This window comes from Rhizobium sp. 01T437 (assembly GCF_056398505.1).
In genome coordinates, this window is the sequence record NZ_JBFTPM010000011.1 from 90,384 (window position 1) to 106,150 (window position 15,767).

The 15,767-nt window shown below is 62.2% G+C and carries 14 protein-coding genes and 1 pseudogene; 10 read left to right on the forward strand and 5 right to left on the reverse strand.

Annotation, left to right across the window (positions count from 1 at the left end; genetic code table 11):
- The first annotated feature begins 62 nt into the window (after positions 1-62).
- The 3 genes from AC1DM5_RS22960 (at position 63) to AC1DM5_RS22970 (ending at position 2,917) form a co-directional block, all read left to right on the forward strand.
- Positions 63-1,007, forward strand: coding sequence for an AEC family transporter (locus AC1DM5_RS22960; RefSeq protein WP_477823072.1), 945 nt, complete (start codon positions 63-65; stop codon positions 1,005-1,007).
- 395 nt (positions 1,008-1,402) lie between these two features.
- Positions 1,403-2,200, forward strand: coding sequence for a class I SAM-dependent methyltransferase (locus AC1DM5_RS22965; RefSeq protein ID WP_477823071.1), 798 nt, complete (start codon positions 1,403-1,405; stop codon positions 2,198-2,200).
- 153 nt (positions 2,201-2,353) lie between these two features.
- Entirely contained in the window at positions 2,354-2,917 is a 564-nt protein-coding gene (locus tag AC1DM5_RS22970; RefSeq protein ID WP_477823070.1) for a hypothetical protein, read from the forward strand.
- A gap of 208 nt (positions 2,918-3,125) precedes the next feature.
- Here AC1DM5_RS22970 and AC1DM5_RS22975 read toward each other — a convergent pair whose 3' ends face one another.
- Complete coding sequence (locus AC1DM5_RS22975) at positions 3,126-3,863, reverse strand: SDR family oxidoreductase (protein ID WP_477823069.1); 738 nt, start codon at positions 3,861-3,863, stop codon at positions 3,126-3,128.
- A 148-nt stretch (positions 3,864-4,011) separates the two neighbouring features.
- Complete coding sequence (locus tag AC1DM5_RS22980; protein WP_477975677.1) at positions 4,012-4,899, reverse strand: LysR substrate-binding domain-containing protein; 888 nt, start codon at positions 4,897-4,899, stop codon at positions 4,012-4,014.
- Between the two features lie 357 nt (positions 4,900-5,256).
- Here AC1DM5_RS22980 and AC1DM5_RS22985 point away from each other — a divergent pair, with 357 nt between their 5' ends.
- The 5 genes from AC1DM5_RS22985 to AC1DM5_RS23005 are packed head-to-tail and all read left to right on the forward strand — an operon-like array spanning position 5,257 to position 11,498.
- A complete protein-coding gene (locus AC1DM5_RS22985; protein ID WP_477823264.1) occupies positions 5,257-5,892 on the forward strand; it encodes a phage connector family protein in 636 nt (211 codons plus the stop codon).
- Positions 5,885-7,984, forward strand: a complete 2,100-nt coding sequence (locus AC1DM5_RS22990; RefSeq protein ID WP_477823263.1) for a phage tail protein — start codon at positions 5,885-5,887, stop codon at positions 7,982-7,984. Before AC1DM5_RS22985 ends, AC1DM5_RS22990 begins: the two co-directional genes overlap by 8 nt.
- Positions 7,965-8,441 (forward strand): hypothetical protein, encoded by a 477-nt coding sequence (locus AC1DM5_RS22995; RefSeq protein WP_477823262.1) that lies wholly within the window; start codon positions 7,965-7,967, stop codon positions 8,439-8,441. The genes AC1DM5_RS22990 and AC1DM5_RS22995 overlap by 20 nt, the downstream gene beginning before the upstream one ends.
- Positions 8,434-8,946, forward strand: a complete 513-nt coding sequence (locus AC1DM5_RS23000) for a virion core protein, T7 gp14 family (protein WP_477823261.1) — start codon at positions 8,434-8,436, stop codon at positions 8,944-8,946. Before AC1DM5_RS22995 ends, AC1DM5_RS23000 begins: the two co-directional genes overlap by 8 nt.
- A gap of 8 nt (positions 8,947-8,954) precedes the next feature.
- Complete coding sequence (locus tag AC1DM5_RS23005) at positions 8,955-11,498, forward strand: hypothetical protein (protein ID WP_477975679.1); 2,544 nt, start codon at positions 8,955-8,957, stop codon at positions 11,496-11,498.
- Between the two features lie 59 nt (positions 11,499-11,557).
- Here AC1DM5_RS23005 and AC1DM5_RS23010 read toward each other — a convergent pair.
- Positions 11,558-11,785, reverse strand: a pseudogene (locus AC1DM5_RS23010) (alpha/beta-hydrolase family protein); the annotation flags it as partial.
- 168 nt (positions 11,786-11,953) lie between these two features.
- On the opposite strand from AC1DM5_RS23010, the gene AC1DM5_RS23015 reads away from it, so the two are divergent.
- Together AC1DM5_RS23015 and AC1DM5_RS23020 are read left to right on the forward strand one after the other, a co-directional pair.
- A complete protein-coding gene (locus AC1DM5_RS23015; RefSeq protein WP_477823259.1) occupies positions 11,954-13,567 on the forward strand; it encodes a hypothetical protein in 1,614 nt (537 codons plus the stop codon).
- Positions 13,564-13,995, forward strand: coding sequence for a hypothetical protein (locus AC1DM5_RS23020; RefSeq protein ID WP_477823258.1), 432 nt, complete (start codon positions 13,564-13,566; stop codon positions 13,993-13,995). Before AC1DM5_RS23015 ends, AC1DM5_RS23020 begins: the two co-directional genes overlap by 4 nt.
- Positions 13,996-14,045: 50 nt before the next feature.
- Here the strand turns inward: AC1DM5_RS23020 and AC1DM5_RS23025 are convergent, their stop codons facing one another.
- On the reverse strand, positions 14,046-14,717 hold the full coding sequence (locus AC1DM5_RS23025) for a VOC family protein (protein ID WP_477975681.1): 672 nt from the start codon (positions 14,715-14,717) through the stop codon (positions 14,046-14,048).
- A gap of 87 nt (positions 14,718-14,804) precedes the next feature.
- Complete coding sequence (locus AC1DM5_RS23030; protein ID WP_477823256.1) at positions 14,805-15,722, reverse strand: LysR family transcriptional regulator; 918 nt, start codon at positions 15,720-15,722, stop codon at positions 14,805-14,807.
- Positions 15,723-15,767: the final 45 nt, after the last annotated feature.

A 15,767-nucleotide genomic window follows, 5' to 3' on the forward strand; every position in this document is an offset into this window, starting at 1 on the left:
TCTCAGGCGCTAGGCAATCATCGCTCCAGATACGGAGCTGCGCCGAATTGCCCGAGTTGCCAATGCTGACGAACCTTTCGATTGTCCTGCCGATCTTCGCCCTCATCCTTGCCGGCTGGATCGCCCGCAAGACCGGGGCGCTCAGTGAAAATGCCCCGCGCGAGGTCAACCGACTGGTCGTCTATCTCGCTTTGCCCGCCCTGCTCTTCGATATCATGGCCAATGCCAAACCCGCCGAGATCTGGCAGCCGGGCTTCATCCTGGCGTTTACCGCCGGCTGCGCCGTCATCTTCGGCGCCACGCTCCTCTGGCGCGTCGCCAGGGGCCGGCATCTGGCGGATGCTGCGATCGACGGACTGAATGCAAGCTACGCCAATACCGGCTTCATCGGCTTTCCGCTCGTCCTGTCACTGATCGGCGACACCGGCATAGCGCCGACCCTGATCTCGACCATCCTCACCGTCTGCGTGCTCTTTGCCCTCGCCATCATCCTCATCGAAGGCGGGCTGCAATCTGCGACTCGGCGACGCGATATCGCGCTGAAGACGACCCGCTCGCTGGCGAAAAACCCGCTGCTGGTCGCACCCGTCCTCGGCGCGCTGGTGATGCTCTCGGGTGCATCGCTCCCCGCCCCCGTGCATGCCTTCCTGAAACTCCTGGGCGGGGCAGCCTCACCTTGCGCGCTGATCGCGCTCGGCCTGTTTCTGGCCGGCACCAAGGTCGGCGAAGCGGGCGCCCGGGCGACGACAACAAGCATTCTCGTCGGCCTGAAGCTGATCGCCCAGCCCGTCGTCACCTGGCTGATCGCAGCACCGCTCCTCAACCTGCCGCCGGCCGCCACCCATACCGCCGTGCTGCTCGCAGCGCTGCCGACAGGCACAGGCCCCTTCATGCTGGCGGAATTCTATGGCCGCGAAGCGAGCCTGACGGGCCGCGTGGTGCTGGCCTCCACGGTGCTTTCGGTGCTGACGATCTCTGCCTATCTGGCTGTTGCGGGGAAGATCTAGACGCAGCCCTTGCCTGTCTCTGATCAGCCGAGCAGGCCGATCAGCCGCGCCGAGCTGATCGCAAGGCCGGCGATCGCCACCAGAATGAAGACACTCGCGATGACGAGAAAGATGCGGTTCTTCACTGTGTCTCCTTCGAGGCCGGACGGAAGAAGTGGAGTAGCAGCTGCGGTTGAGAGCGGCAACCGCCTCAGGAGCGACGGATCCGCAAACGCATTCCTTCCCGACAGCCCTTGCTCCCGGGTTGCCGCGCGCCTCTTTCCACCCATCGAGAAAACCGAAACAGTGTGAAAAGCTCCAACGGGCCATATCTCACGATTGCCCCTCGCACCGCAAAGATGCAGGATCAGCCGCCGCATTATTCCATCTGACATTGAGGGAAGCAGGGGCCGATCATGTCATCCATCACCACAGGCAATGACGAGCAATATAGCGACAGCCGCAAGCTTGCGGCGCGCGGGCGCCTGAACCGCGAATATACGATTGCCGAAACCGGCTGGTTTCCCTGGGTGGCGCAGCAACTACCGCTCAAACCGGGCGATGCCGTTCTCGACATCGGCTGCGGCCCCGGCTGGTTCTGGGCTTCGGTGGCAAGCGAGCTGCCGGAGGGCCTGAACCTCACGCTTGCCGATCTCTCCCCCGGCATGCTGCAGGAAGGGCTGGAGCGCTGCCAAGCGCTCGGCTTCGCCGCCGTCTCCGGGGAGCAGGCCGATGCCGCCGCCCTGCCCTTTGCCGACGCCTCCTTCGATACCGTCATCGCCATGCACATGCTTTACCATGTGGCCGATCAGGAAAAGGCGATCGCCGAAATGCACCGCGTGCTGAAACCGGGCGGCCACCTTGCGGTGACGACCAACGGCGCGGGCAATATGCGCGGAATGTATGCGCTGACCGCAGTTTTCGGCAGCCCGCCCTATGATCCCGCCGGTGCCGCCTTCGGCTACGAGACGGCTGAACGGCTGATGCTGGCTGAGTTCGGCAATGTGACCATGCGCGAGCACCCGGCCCATATGCTGATAACGGAGCCGGAGGATGTATTTCTGGCGCTGACATCGTATCCGCCGGGGGATAGGGCGAGTGAGGAAGAGCTTGCGGCTTTTCGGGCGGCGATATCAGAGGCGTTCCAGACGGGCGGCGGCGTGCTGGAGGTGGGCAAGGAGACGGGGTTGTTTCTCAGCCGCAAGGCGGGGTGAGAGGCTTGTCTCTCCTTCATTGCCAGGTCAGCCACCCGGCAAGTTTGGAGCACCATCGCAGCGGAAATCAGCTCCTGACATTTTGCGGGAAAATCCATGTTGAAAATTCGCGCCTGCCATGCAACCTGCATGTGGGGTTAGGGGCGAATATAGATGTTGTCATTGCTTTTCAATTTTCACGGCATTTCAGTTGCAATGCTTTTCTCGACGACTGTTCTTCTTCCGACATCGAGAATTGCCGCGGACAAATGGGCGGAAACACTCTTTCCCGACCCTGTCAATTGCGCCTTTACCGAAGGCGGGCTTTCCTACAACGCCGACGACAAGGAAATGCTCATCAACAACCTCGCGCTGCCCGACGAGACGAGGCGAAGCCTGAAGGCCATGGAAAGCAGGATATCGGCGACCTGCACCTCGAATGAAGGGCCACCGGTGGTGGTCAATACGGTCGGCGAATATTTCGGAAGCAGGTTCAACCAGTTCAGCCTGCCGATCTACGCCCTGAATGCCGGCGGTGGCTGCATGTCCGATTTCTATTACAGCTTCTCCTTCCCGGAAAAGGCAAAGACGGTGCATGACAATATCCTGCAGCGCACCGGCAAGGATCTGAAGGTCATTTCGGGATTTGGGCCGAACCTGGAATTCGAGGATGCCGGCTGGATCACCGACTACGGCACCTACAGCGAGTACACCTGCGGTATGATTGGCGAATCCTGATAGGTGGGAGCCCTTGAAAACCCCTCCCCACAAGGGGGCGGGGCTAACCCGTGGCACCCACGCCACTCCTTTCGAAACGTTGAGGTTTTTGTAAACCGGGGCGGCAGTTTAAGCCCCTCCCCCTTGTGGGGGTCCGAAGGACGGGTCGAGACCCGCGGCTCGACCCCGGACAAGTTTGGGGTGGGGTCTTTTTTCTCAACCCCACAGTTCAAAACTGTGCCACACCTCCATCCACAAACAGCTCGATGCCCGTAATATAGCTGCTATCCTCGGAAGCCAGGAAAACCGCAGCCTTGGCAAGATCATCCGCCGTGCCCATGCGCCCGAGCGGCACATTGGCCTTCATCATGTCGCGAATGTTCTGGTCGGCGAGTGTCGAGAGGCCGGGCGTTTCCGTATGGCCGGGGCTCAGCACGTTGATGCGGATGTCGCGGCCCTTGAGATCGACGATCCAGCCGCGTGCGAAGGAGCGGATCGCGGCCTTGGTGGCATCATAGACCGAGAAGGCCGGGAAGCCCTTGATCGAGGCGATCGAGCCCGTGAGGATGACCGACGATCCCGCAGACAAGAGCGGCAGCGCCTTCTGCACGGCAAAGAGCAGGCCGCGCACATTGGTGTTGAAGGTCTTGTCGAAATGCTCCTCGGTGATCTCGCCGAACGGGCCGAATTCGTAAAAACCGGCATTGGCAAAGAGCACGTCGATGCGGCCGGCCTTTTCCTTGACGATCCGGTAGACGCGGTCGATATCCGCAAGGCTTGCGGCATCGGCCTGGATGGCCTCGACATCGCCGCCGATTTCGGCAACCGCCTTGTCGAGTTCCGACTGTCGCCGGCCGGTGATGAACACCTTGGCACCTTCTTCCACGAAGCGCTTGGCGGCACCAAGACCGATGCCCGCACTGCCACCGGTGATGACGGCGACCTTGTTTTCCAGCTTCCTGCTCATGCTTCCATTCCTTCTGCGTCGCGCCGGTTTTTGCGGCGCCTCGATTGAACACGAGGCAGAAATTATGGGCTTTGGCGCAGGCGAAGTAGAAAGCCGGCGCGACTAGTACTTATTCCCCACAGGAATGGCCTATGCCGATCGGAGAGCTTCAGGCACTCGCCAGCTTCTCCTCGACGAAGGCGACGAAGGCGCGCGCCTTGGCGCTGACGCCGCGCCCGGCCGGAAAGGCCGCCCAGAGATCGAGCGGCGCAAGGCTCCAGTCCGAAAGCAGCATCTGGACGCGGCCATCGGCAAGCTCGGGCGCGAACATCCATTCGGAGGCGACGGCAAGGCCGATGCCGGAAAGCACCGCCGAGCGCACGCCCTCGGCCGCCGAGACGCGCAGACGTCCCTTCATGGTGACAAGCACTTCGGCGGCATCCTTGCGGAAGATCCAGGTATCGCGGCCAAACCCTTTGGCATAGACGACACTCTGATGGCCGGCGAGTTCGGCGGGGCCGGTTGGGGTGCCTTGCGCGGCGATATAGGCGGGCGCGGCCACGACGATGCGCGGCGACTGGCCGATCTTGCGCACGGTGAGCGCAGAATCCGGCAGATCGCCCATGCGCAGCGAGATATCGATGCCCTCCTCGATCAGATCGATGCGCTCGTCATCGAGCAGGATTTCCATATCGAGGCCGGGATGGCGGGCGAGGAATTCGCCCAGATGCGGGATGATATGGAGGCTGGCAAAGGTCGGCGCCGCACTCACGCGCAGCCGCCCCGAGAGGCTGGCGCCCGCGCCACGCGCGGCATGCTCCGCCTCGTCCGCCTCCTCGATGGCGCGCTTGGCCCGCTCGTAATAGCTCTCGCCGGCTTCGGTAGGCGTGAGACCGCGGGTGGAGCGCAGCAGGAGCTGGATGCCGAGCCGCGCCTCCAGTTGGGCGATGGTCTTGGAGATGGCCGGCTGTCCCAGATGCATCTGCCGGGCGGCTTCCGAGAAGGAGCCGGTTTCGACGACGCGGATGAAGGTTTCCATGGCGGCGAGTCTGTCCAATGCGGGGCTCCCTGGATGGATGGGCTTGGGTGTGGTTTAGCATGGTGGGATGGGAGTTGATATTCCCTGTGGGAATGGAAATGATGGGGGGGATCATTGGCGTTCAGAGGGCCGCAGCGTTTCGCAAGACCCCTCCCCACAGGTGGGAAGGGCTAACTTGGGGCACCCGCATCGCTCCTTCCGAAACCTTGAGGATTTTACACAGCGGAGCGGCAGGTTAAGCCCCTCCCACTTGTGGGGAGGGGTTTGGGGCGGGGTCCTTTTTAAATCCACCACATCAGAGCGGAAGTTCTCCACCCCACTTCACCCTCACAACCATCCGAGCCGTACCCCTACATCAACTCAAGAGGTTGGTTCATGGCTACCGTCGTCTCTATCTGCAATCTCGCCCTTTCCAATATCGGCAAGGACAATATCAACGATCTCACCGAAAAGAGCGCCGAGGCGCGCGCCTGCAATCAGCTCTATGCGCAGACCCGCGATGTGCTGCTGCAATCCTTCCCTTGGGCTGTGGCGGGCAAGACCGTGGCGCTGGGCGCGCTCGACAATGACAAGCCGGGTGTATGGCGCCACTCCTATGCGCAGCCGGCCGATTGCCTGCAGATCCGCTGGATCAGGCCGCGTTATGCCGGTGATGCCGCCATCCCGCCCGAAACACTGAAGCCCGATCTCGATGAGGCGGGACGCGAGATGCAATATGCTTATGCGCTGGAGGGCGACCGGCTCTATTGCGATCTCTCGCCGGCTCTGCTGCGCTATACCTGCCGGCTCACCGACCCGACGAAATATTCACCGCTCTTCATCGAGGCGCTCGCCTGGCATCTGGCCGTACGCCTTGCCATGCCGCTGACGCGCGATCCGAAGATCCGCGCCGATGCGATGGCGCTCGCCCAAAACAGCCAGCGGGCGGCGGAGCAGGCCGAAGCCAATCAGGTGAGGCACACGAGCGAGAATTTCGTGAGCGAACTGATCGCGGTGCGCGCCCATGGCTGATTTCCGCGCCTACCAGCCCTCCTTCACCGCAGGTGAACTCTCGCCCGCCCTCGGCGCACGTGTCGATCTCACCAAATATCAGAGTGGTCTGCGCACGGCGCTGAATGTCTTCGTGCACCCGCATGGCGGCGTCTCGAACCGGGCCGGGCTGCAATTCATCCACGAGATCAAGGACAGCTCGAAACAGGCCAGGCTGATCCGCTTCCAGTTCAATACCGAGCAGACCTACATCCTCGAATTCGGCGACAAATACATCCGTATCTTCCGCGATGGCGGCCTGGTGCTGACGGGCGCCGCCCCTTACGAGGTCGTCACCGCCTATACGGCGACGCAAGTGCAGGACCTCGTCTTCGTGCAGGAAGCCGACGTGCTCTACCTCTGCCACGTCAATCACCCCGTGCGCAAACTCGGGCGGCTGGCCGACAACAACTGGACGCTGACGACGGTCCAGTTCAAGCCGCTGATCAATCCGCCGGCGGGAACCCCTGTCGTCACCAAGCCAGGAGATACATCAGGCAAGCCGGGCTATGTGGCAACCACATACCGTTACTGCGTTTCCGCCGTTGCCGACAGCGGCGAGGAAAGCCTGCCGTCCAATGCCGGCGCTACCGTTAACGACCTCGCCATCCAGGGCGGCATCAATCGCGTGGCCTGGGCGGCGGTGTCGGGTGCGGCACGCTACATCGTCTACCGCGACGACAACGGCATTTTCGGCTATGTCGGCGGCACGACGGGCCTGAGCTTCGATGACGAGAACATCACGCCCGATCTCTCCGACACGCCGCAGAGCGGCCGCAACCCTTTCAATGGGGCGGGCAATTATCCGCGCTGCGTGACCTTCATCGAGCAGCGGCTTGCCTTCGCCTCGACACAGAACGACCCGCAGGCCGTCTGGCTCAGCCAATCCGCCAATTACGAGAATTTCGGCGTCTCCTCGCCCGCCAAGGCAAGCGACGCCGTGACCTTCCGCATCCGCGCCCGGCAGGTGAATGAGATCCGCTCGATGATCTCGGTGCGCGGCCTGCTGCTTTTGACCTCCGGCTCCGAATGGATCGTCACCGGCGGCTCGACTTCCGATGCGATTTCGCCCTCCGCCATCAAGCTCGATAACCAGGGCTATCGGGGTGCCGCCAAGGTGCAGCCGATCGTCGTCGGCAATACCGTGCTTTTTGCCCAGCGCCTTGGCGGCGTGGTGCGCGATTTCTCCTATGACTATACGCAGGATAGCTATGTGGGGAAGGATCTGACCATCCTTGCCCGCCATCTCTTCAAGGGCCGCGAGATATCAGCCTGGGATTATGCCCAGGCACCGGATTCCGTCGTCTGGGTGGTGCTTGATGACGGCGCGCTGGTCTCCCTCACCTACATGAAGGAGCAGGATGTCTGGGCCTGGACGCGCCATGAAAGCGGCCCCGGCAACGATGCCTTCTTCGAGGACGTGACGGTGATCGAGGAAAATGGCGAGGACGTGCCCTATTTCATCATCCGCCGCACGATCAATGGCACACAGAAACGCTATATCGAGCGGCTGCATAGCCGCGCCTTCGAGGATGTACAGGACGCCTTCTTCGTCGATTGTGGCCTCACCTATTCCGGCCCGCCAGCCACCACGCTGAACGGACTCGGCCATCTCGAAGGCCAGGAGCTCGTGGCGCTCGCAGACGGCAATGTCGTGCGCAATCTCACCGTCGCTGGTGGCAGCGTGCGGCTCCAGAACGCCGCCTCGAAAATCCATGTCGGCCTGCCGGTGACGGCGGCGATCGAAACGCTGGATCTCGATGTCGGCCAGGTGCAGGGCCTCGGCACCGTGCAGGGCCGCAGCAAATCCATCTCCGAAGTGACCTTCCGGGTGGAAAACACCCGCGGCATCTTCACCGGCCCTGAAGACGGCGAGCGCGACGGTGGCACGCTGGTGGAATACAAGCAGCGCCGCAATGAAAACTGGAACGAGGCAATCAGCCTCTATACCGGCGATCTCACCATCACCCCCTATTGGGACTGGAGCACCAGCGGCGCCATGTGGGTGAAGCAGTTCGATCCGCTGCCGATGACCATTCTCTCCATCATGCCGGATGTCACCCTTGGCCGCTGAGATCCGCATTATCGAGGCGCGGCCCGATCATATCAGGCAGATTGCCGCGCGCATGCGCGCCGCCGACCGCGACGAGGTCTTCGCCGCCTCCGGCCGCTCGCCGCTTTCGGCGCTGACCTTCTCCTACCGCCATTCCTCTCAGGCGTGGACCGCGCTTTTCGACGGACGGCCGGAGGTGATGTGGGGTGTCGGCGACATCAACATCCTCACCGGCATCGGCGCGCCCTGGCTGCTCGGCACCGATGCGGTGGAGAAGAATTTTCGAGGCTTCCTTCGGATATCCAAGGATTGGCCGGCTCAACTGTTGAGCCGCTATCGCTTGCTCCGAAACTTCGTGGATGCGCGCAATACGATCTCGCTGCGCTGGCTCGAATGGCTGGGTTTTCGGCTGTTCGAACCGGTGGAGATCAACGGCCATCCGTTCCGGCTGTTCGAAATGGGAGAAGCGGATGTGTGATCTTGGTCTGGCGCTGACATTGGGCTCAACGCTTCTGGGTGCTGCCGGCCAGGTGCAGCAGGCAAAGGCGACCAGCGAGGCGAACAAATACAACGCCCAGGTCGCCGAAATGAACGCGCAGATCGCCGACAAGCAGGCGAAGGATGCGATCGAGCGCGGCAAGCAGGAAGAGCAGCAGAAGCGCCTGCAGACCTCCCAGCTCGAAGGCCGCCAGAAAGCCGCGATCGCCGCAAACGGCGTCGACCTCTCCTTCGGCTCGCCGCTGGATACGATCGTCGATACCGCCAAGATGGGCGAGATCGATGCGCTGAACGTGCGCACCAATGCCTATCGCGAAGCCTATGGCTACAGGGTGCAAGGCACCAACCAGCTGGCAAGCGCCAAGCTCGACCGCATGCGCGCCGACGCCGCTGTGAAAGGCGGCTATCTCGATGCCTTCGGCACGATCCTCGGCGGCACGGGCAAGGTCTACACCCAGGCAAAGACCCTGGGCTATATCAAGTGAGGTGATGCATGCCGACAGTTCCGACCTATCAGGATACGCAACAGCACGTCCCGCTGCGCCCCGAATATACCGAGGGATTCACCGTGCAGGCCGATGCCGAGGCTTTCGGCTCCGCCATCGGCAAGGGCATGCAGGGGCTCGCAACCGGCATGGGCACGCTCGGCGAAGCCGTGGTGGAGGTGGAGAAGCTTGATAATGCCAATGCCGCCAAGGATGCACAGACGAAGCTCAACGACTGGCAGCGCGACGGGCTTTACGGCAAGAGCGGCTTCCTGACGCTGACCGGCCGCGCCGCCGTGGAAGGCCGCGCCACCTTCGAAAAGCTTGCCGAGCAGAAGCGCGCCGAATTCGGCAAGGGCCTGACGCCGGGTGCCGCCCGCACCTATGAAGAGACCAGCCGCGCCAGCATGAACACGTTGCTGGACAGCACGATCCGCCACACATTCGACCAGCGCAAGGCGTGGTTTGCCGAGACCTCGGCCAACAGCATCAAATCCGCGAGCGCCAATGCCGTCGCCGTCTATAGCGATCCGGCCAAGGTCGATGCCGAGATCCGCAAAGGCGTCACCGAGATCGAGCATCAGGGCCACATGCAGGGCTGGAGCAAGGAAAAGCTCGACCAGGAACGCGCCCGGTACGTCTCCGACACGACGAGGAACGTCGCGCTGCGCATGGCCAATGACAGCCCCATCGGGGCAGAGCAATATATCAAGGACGCCGGCGACAGGATTCTGCCGGCCGACAGCGCTGCGGTGCTGAAATCGCTGGAACCCGCAGTCCAGGACGAAAAGGCCAGGCACAACGCCACCGACATTATCGCCGGCCGGATGCCGACCTATACGGGTGCGCCGGATGCCGGTGCCGGCCCCTCGCCCGCCGCACCGGCTGCAAACGCCGATGCCGGCGCAGGCGTCCGCCAGCAGCAGACCGGCGGCCCCGGTCAGCCGGCCGCCACAAGTGCAAAAAGCACCGGCCTCGAAACGGATGGCGCCGGCAGCACAACCGGGAGAGCACGCACGCTTGGCGCGCAGCCCTCGGCGGGCAAGACCGCAGCCCCGCAAACCGCCGGCAATCGAACCGCTGTCTCGCCAACCACCACCCCACGGCCAGGCACGCCTCAGCCCAAACCCCGCCAGCCTAGCGGCCCCGAGGATTTCCGCACTGTCGCCGCCACGCTCGCCTTCCCCGGCAAAGTGAAGGACGATCTGGCGCTGGCAGGCTTCGTGAAAAATGCCGCCGGCAACACGGTCGACCCCTCGCTCAGGGGCTGGCTGAGCGATGTCACAGGCGCCCTCCTGGGGACCGCCGCAGCGCCTGCCAATCTCGTCGGCAGCGCTGCTGCCGACGCCACAAGCTTCCGCCATTTCGGCCTGCCGACGCAGACACCCCGCCTCGGCGACATCGTCGTGCTCGGCCCGCAGCAAAAGAAAGGCGCCGGTAGCAACAACGGCACCGACAATGGCCAGATCGGCTTCTTCCGCGGCTACGATGCCGACGGCAACATCCTCGTGCTCGGCCCCGATCCGAGGCGAACAGGCGATACGGCGCTAACCGTCCACGCCGCAAACGAGGTCGTCAGCTTCCGCACATCCGGCACCGTCGATGAAAAGACCATGACTCTGCCGAACTACAATCCCGAGGGCCTGCGCAGGATCCAAGAGAGCCTGAACAGCATTACCGACCCGGCGCTGCGCGCCGCCACTGAAGCCCAGCTCAACGCCTATACCGTCTCGCAGAAGAAGGCGCTCGACGCCCAGCGCGTGCAGGTGCAGGAATGGGCAAACAACCAGGTCATCGCAGACCCGACCTTCGACCCGACGAAACTGCCCGTCCACATCCAGCAGGCAATCGGCCCATCCGGCTTGCTTACGCTGCGCGACTACAAGGAAAAGGTCCGCGCCTACGGCCAGCCGGCGACGGATACGCAGACGCTCTACGACCTGCAGACCGAGTTCGCCAGGGATCCGGCCGCCTTCTCGCAAATCGATCTCCTCGAATACCGTCCCAAGCTCTCTGACAAGGATTGGGGAAAAGTCACCGGCTGGCGACAAACGGCACTCACCGACCTGCGAAAGGCCCGGCTCGAAAGCCTCGATATCAATACCGCCTTCGAACTCGCGAAACCCCAACTGGAAGCTCTTGGCCTCCTCACTCAGGACGGCGGCTTCGCCACCTCCTACACTGTGCCGCGCCGCGTTGCCGAGTTCCGGTCAGCACTCCTCGATCAGATGGATGTATTCAAGGACAAGAACGACGGCCAGAACCCGACCCAGAGCGATATACAGAAAATGATCAACCGCCTGCTGTTCCCGATCGTCATCAGCACGCCGAACTCTTTTTTCAGCGGCGGAACTCCCGCAAAGAGCTCCGGCTACCTCTATCAGGTCAACTCGCTTACCGACGATCAGAGCTACGATATCGCCGTGCAGTATGAAGATATTCCGCGCGATCTCAGGATGGAGTTTGAAGCCGAACTGACGAAGAAAAACGGCAAGAAGCCTACGCAGGATGAAGTTGCAAACGAGTATGAATTATTCATGCTCAATCGCTGACACCCTGCATCAGTGAAAACCAAAGGTCTTTATCCTCGCAGGAAAGCATGGCCAACGCCTCACTTCCCAACTGACGCCTTCTCGAACTGAACCTTGAGCCGCTCCACCGCCTCGGGCGACCACCCCGGCGGGTCCGTCACCGCAAGCCACGCATCGACATAGTGCTGCGGCGCATAGACATGGCCGTAGCCCATCGGTGATGTCGTGGCGATCATGGCGTCGAAGCCGAGCTGAAGGGCCGTGACGATCGGATACCAACGGAAAGCTGGCAAGACATCAGGACTTCTCTCACCCACATGAAAAACGCAGCGATCAAGGCGCCTGCTGTCACGGCCGCGAACCAGGCCCGTCTGCCCGGTGACGAAGCAAGACCATCTCGCGCTCGAAGCGGATTGGCCAGGTCAGGCCGACAACCTTCCTGAGCCTATGGTTCAGGAAACCAGAGGTACAATCACATGACCATTTCGAGCGAGATAAACCGATCCGGCCCCTATAATGGGGACGGCGTCGCCACGGCTTTCGAATACAAGTTCAAAATCCTGGAGCCCCGTCATCTGCAGGTGATCCGGACGGATGCATCGGGCACAGATTCAATCCTGGTGCTCGACGCCGATTATACTGTGACCGGCACTGGCAACGATGGCGGCGGAAGCGCGGTCATCGTCCCCGCCCCCGCGGCCGGCACCAAGATAACTTTGCTGCTGGACGTACCCTTTACCCAGGAAACAGACCTGGAAAACCAGGGGGCCTATTATGCGGAGACCGTCGAGCAGGCGCTTGACCTCGTTGTGATGAGGCTCCAGCAGCTCAAGGAAAGAGCGGCCCGCGCAGTCACCATTCCGCCCTCATTCGATTCAGCAACGATCGACAAGCTGATTGCAGACGTTCTGACGCTCAGCGACAAAGGCGATGCGCTGGAGGCCGTTGCCGCAGTCTCGCAATACCTGGAGACTGTGGCTGATATTGCTGATGACATTCCTGATGTTGCCGGCCTGACGCAAACCGCCCAGCAGAAGGCCGCAGAAGCCGCTCAGTCAGCAACGAGCGCAAATGCCAGCGCCGGCCTCGCGACCGCCTATGCAACGAATCCGGAAGATGTCGCGATTGCCGGTTCGGGCGGGCTGTTTTCCGCCTTTCATTGGTATCGGAAGACCCTGGCGATCTACAATGCCGTCGCCAATACGCTCGCCGGCTGGCTTCACGGCGCGTCGGCAAAGACCGACATCGTGGATAGCGACGAGTTCGCCATTGCCGACAGCGCGACAGGCTGGGGCCTGAGAAAGGTTCTCGCGGGCAGCATAGTCAAATATGTGGCGTCAGCGCTCGGGCTGGACTTCATGGTCGGCTTTGTGCCCGCCTACTCGACCGCTACAACCTTTACCGTTGGGGCCGGCTTCGGTTTCTTCGGGGGCAGGAAGCATACCACAGCAGTGGATACCGCCTGCAGTCTCGCAGCTGTTTTCGGGACGGGCTCGGGTTGCTTGGACACCGGCACGGTGCAGCCCGGTAAGACCTACTTCGTGTACGCAGTCAGAAGCCTGACGGATGGGAGCACCAAATTCGTCGCCTCGTTATCGGCCACTGAAAGCGGGGTCGCGGTGCCCTTGGGGTGGGAGCTATTCTCTGGTAGCCGGGTAGGCATAATCCTGACGAACAGCTCCGGAAACATCGTCACGTTCCAGCAGTCTGGCAACCGGGTACTTATTGCGAATGCCTTGCTCTATTCCAACACAGCGGGCAACGCGACATGGACACCCCTCACCCTTGCCAGTTGTCCGATGGGTATCTCGGTAGATGCCTTGGTATTTATCGACATAAACACAGGGACGAACGGTGACGCCATTTCCGCTATAGGCCCTGTATCCTCTCTCTTCATTGGTCTGATGATTGCTCGCAGCCGCGCCACGGGTAACTCAGGAGGTGGCGGAACTGAACTTGGGGCCTTAACCCCAGTCAGGACGAATGCCTCGGCTCAGGTAATGCGCGAGGTGGACATAAACGGTACAGCGAGTGTGGCAGCATACTTGACAGGCTGGGATGATTGGCAATGCAAGAGGTTTTGGGCATGACCACGGTTTACGCAAGACAGGACAGTGAGGGAAAAATCCTCGAAATTCTGGGGGCTCCACAGCCGGGGATGCCGGATGTCACAGCTCACGACGACCAAGAACCCCTGATCGCCAAATTCCTCCGCGACCCCCTCGGCCTCGAAGACGCCTTCCCTTCCCTCAAGAAATGGCAGCTCTGGCTCGCCGCACTCGAACTCGAACCGCCGGTTTTCAAAGCCGATGTCCTCTCCCTTGTCAACGGCATGGCCGACATGTCGGTGAAGGACAAGGAAACCGCGCGCATCATGATCGAGGACGCCCAGGAATATTCCCGCAACGATCCCCGCATCGATCTCCTTGCGGTGGCCATGGGCATTCCGCCGAACCAGATGGACGATCTCTGGAAATGGGCGGCCCAGATCGAACCTGTACGATGTGAGCTGTCGTAAAATAGCGGGCGGGGACCAAGCCAATCCGGCCGGCCCCACTCGCCATCAATTCACAGCGGCAGCGGCTTGCCCGTCTGCTCGGCCATCATGTATTCCGCATACCAGTCCGGCCAGTTTTCGTCATGCTTGCCGCCATTGCGCTTCTCATGCTCGCCATGGGCTTCGGCTGCCCGGCGCAGCCCTGCAGCAAGGTCTTTCGCCGTGCCGAAGGCGGCAAGGTCCGAGGTGATCCGCCCCGGCAGCCGGGCGGTGATTTCCTGGAAGAGCCAGCCGTTGCCGTCAGGGTCGTTGAAGGAAGCGAAGGAACGATAGCTACTGCGATCGGGATCGGGGCCGCTGACCCGGCGCCGGCCGAAGAGATAGGGCACGTCAGGCCCGCCATAGACCTCGCCTTCAGGATGGAAGGCCTCGCTGACCTCCACACCGCGCTCCCGCAACTCTTTGCGGGTCGCCTCGATGTCGGAGACGATGAGATAGAGCCCCTGCGCGGAGCCGGGTGCCGCCGGTGTCACGTTTTTCCCGAAAATGACGGAGGCGTTCGAGCCCGGCGGGGTGAACTGGATCACCCGGTAATTGTCACCAGAGGAATAATCGGCATCGAGGCGCCAGCCGAGCCCGCTGTAAAATGCCTTGGCCCGGTCGACATCCGACACGGGCACGACGATGATTTCCAGCTTCATCTCAGTGGTCCCGTTGCCGGGCATCATGCTTGCGTCGCTCATGATCTTCTCCATCATTGAGAATGATGGCGATGCGGCGAATGCATCGCCCGCACCCACTCTACCACGTTGCGGGCCGATGATCTCTGCTCACGCCTCCCGCGGCATCGCCTTGACGAAATCGATGAAGGCGCGCAGCGGCGCCGGCACCAGCCGCCGGCCGGGATAATAGAGGAAGGGGCCGGAAAAGCTCTCCCACCAGGACTCCAGCACCGGTTCCAGCGCGCCGCTTGCAAAATAGGGTTTCAGCCAGTCCTCGAAGGTGAAGACGACGCCAGTTCCGGCAACCGCCGCGTCGACGGCGAGATCCGTCCCGCCGCCATTCTGGACGATCAGCGGGCTCGGCGGATCGACCCTGACGATCTCGCCATTGCGCTCGAACTCCCAGACCGGGATGGCGCGGCCGGCAAAACGCCCGCGGATGCAGGCATGTTGAAGCAGATCCCGCGGATGCTCCGGCCGCCCGTATTCTGCGAGATAAGCGGATGAAGCAGCGCCGGCATAACGCTGGATGCGCGGGCCGATCGGCACCGCGATCATGTCCTGTTCCAGCCGCTCGTCATAGCGGATCCCGGCATCGCAGCCGGCGGCAATGATATCGACGAAATTCTCCTCGGTGACGATTTCGAGGCGGATATCCGGATAGGCTCTGAGAAACGCCGGCACGATGCACGGCAGCACCAGCCGCGCCGCGCTGACAGGTACATTGAGCTTCAGCGTGCCGGCCGGCCGATCGCGAAAATCCTTGACGAAATCGAGCGCCGCATTGATCTCGCTGAAGGCGGGGCCGAGCCGCTCCATCAGCCCGCGGCCGGCCTCCGTCGGCACCACGCTGCGTGTCGTGCGATTGAGCAGCCGAACGCCAAGCTCGGCCTCCAGCCGGCGCACCGCATCGCTGAGCGCCGAGGAACTCATATGCCCTGCCCGCTCCGCCTCGCGAAAACCGCCGGCCCTTGCCACAGCGAGAAAAGCGCTGACATCGCTGATTTCTGGCGAACCCTGCTTCATAATCCTGATCTCATTCATTGTCCTCCATACAGGACAGCCCGTCCG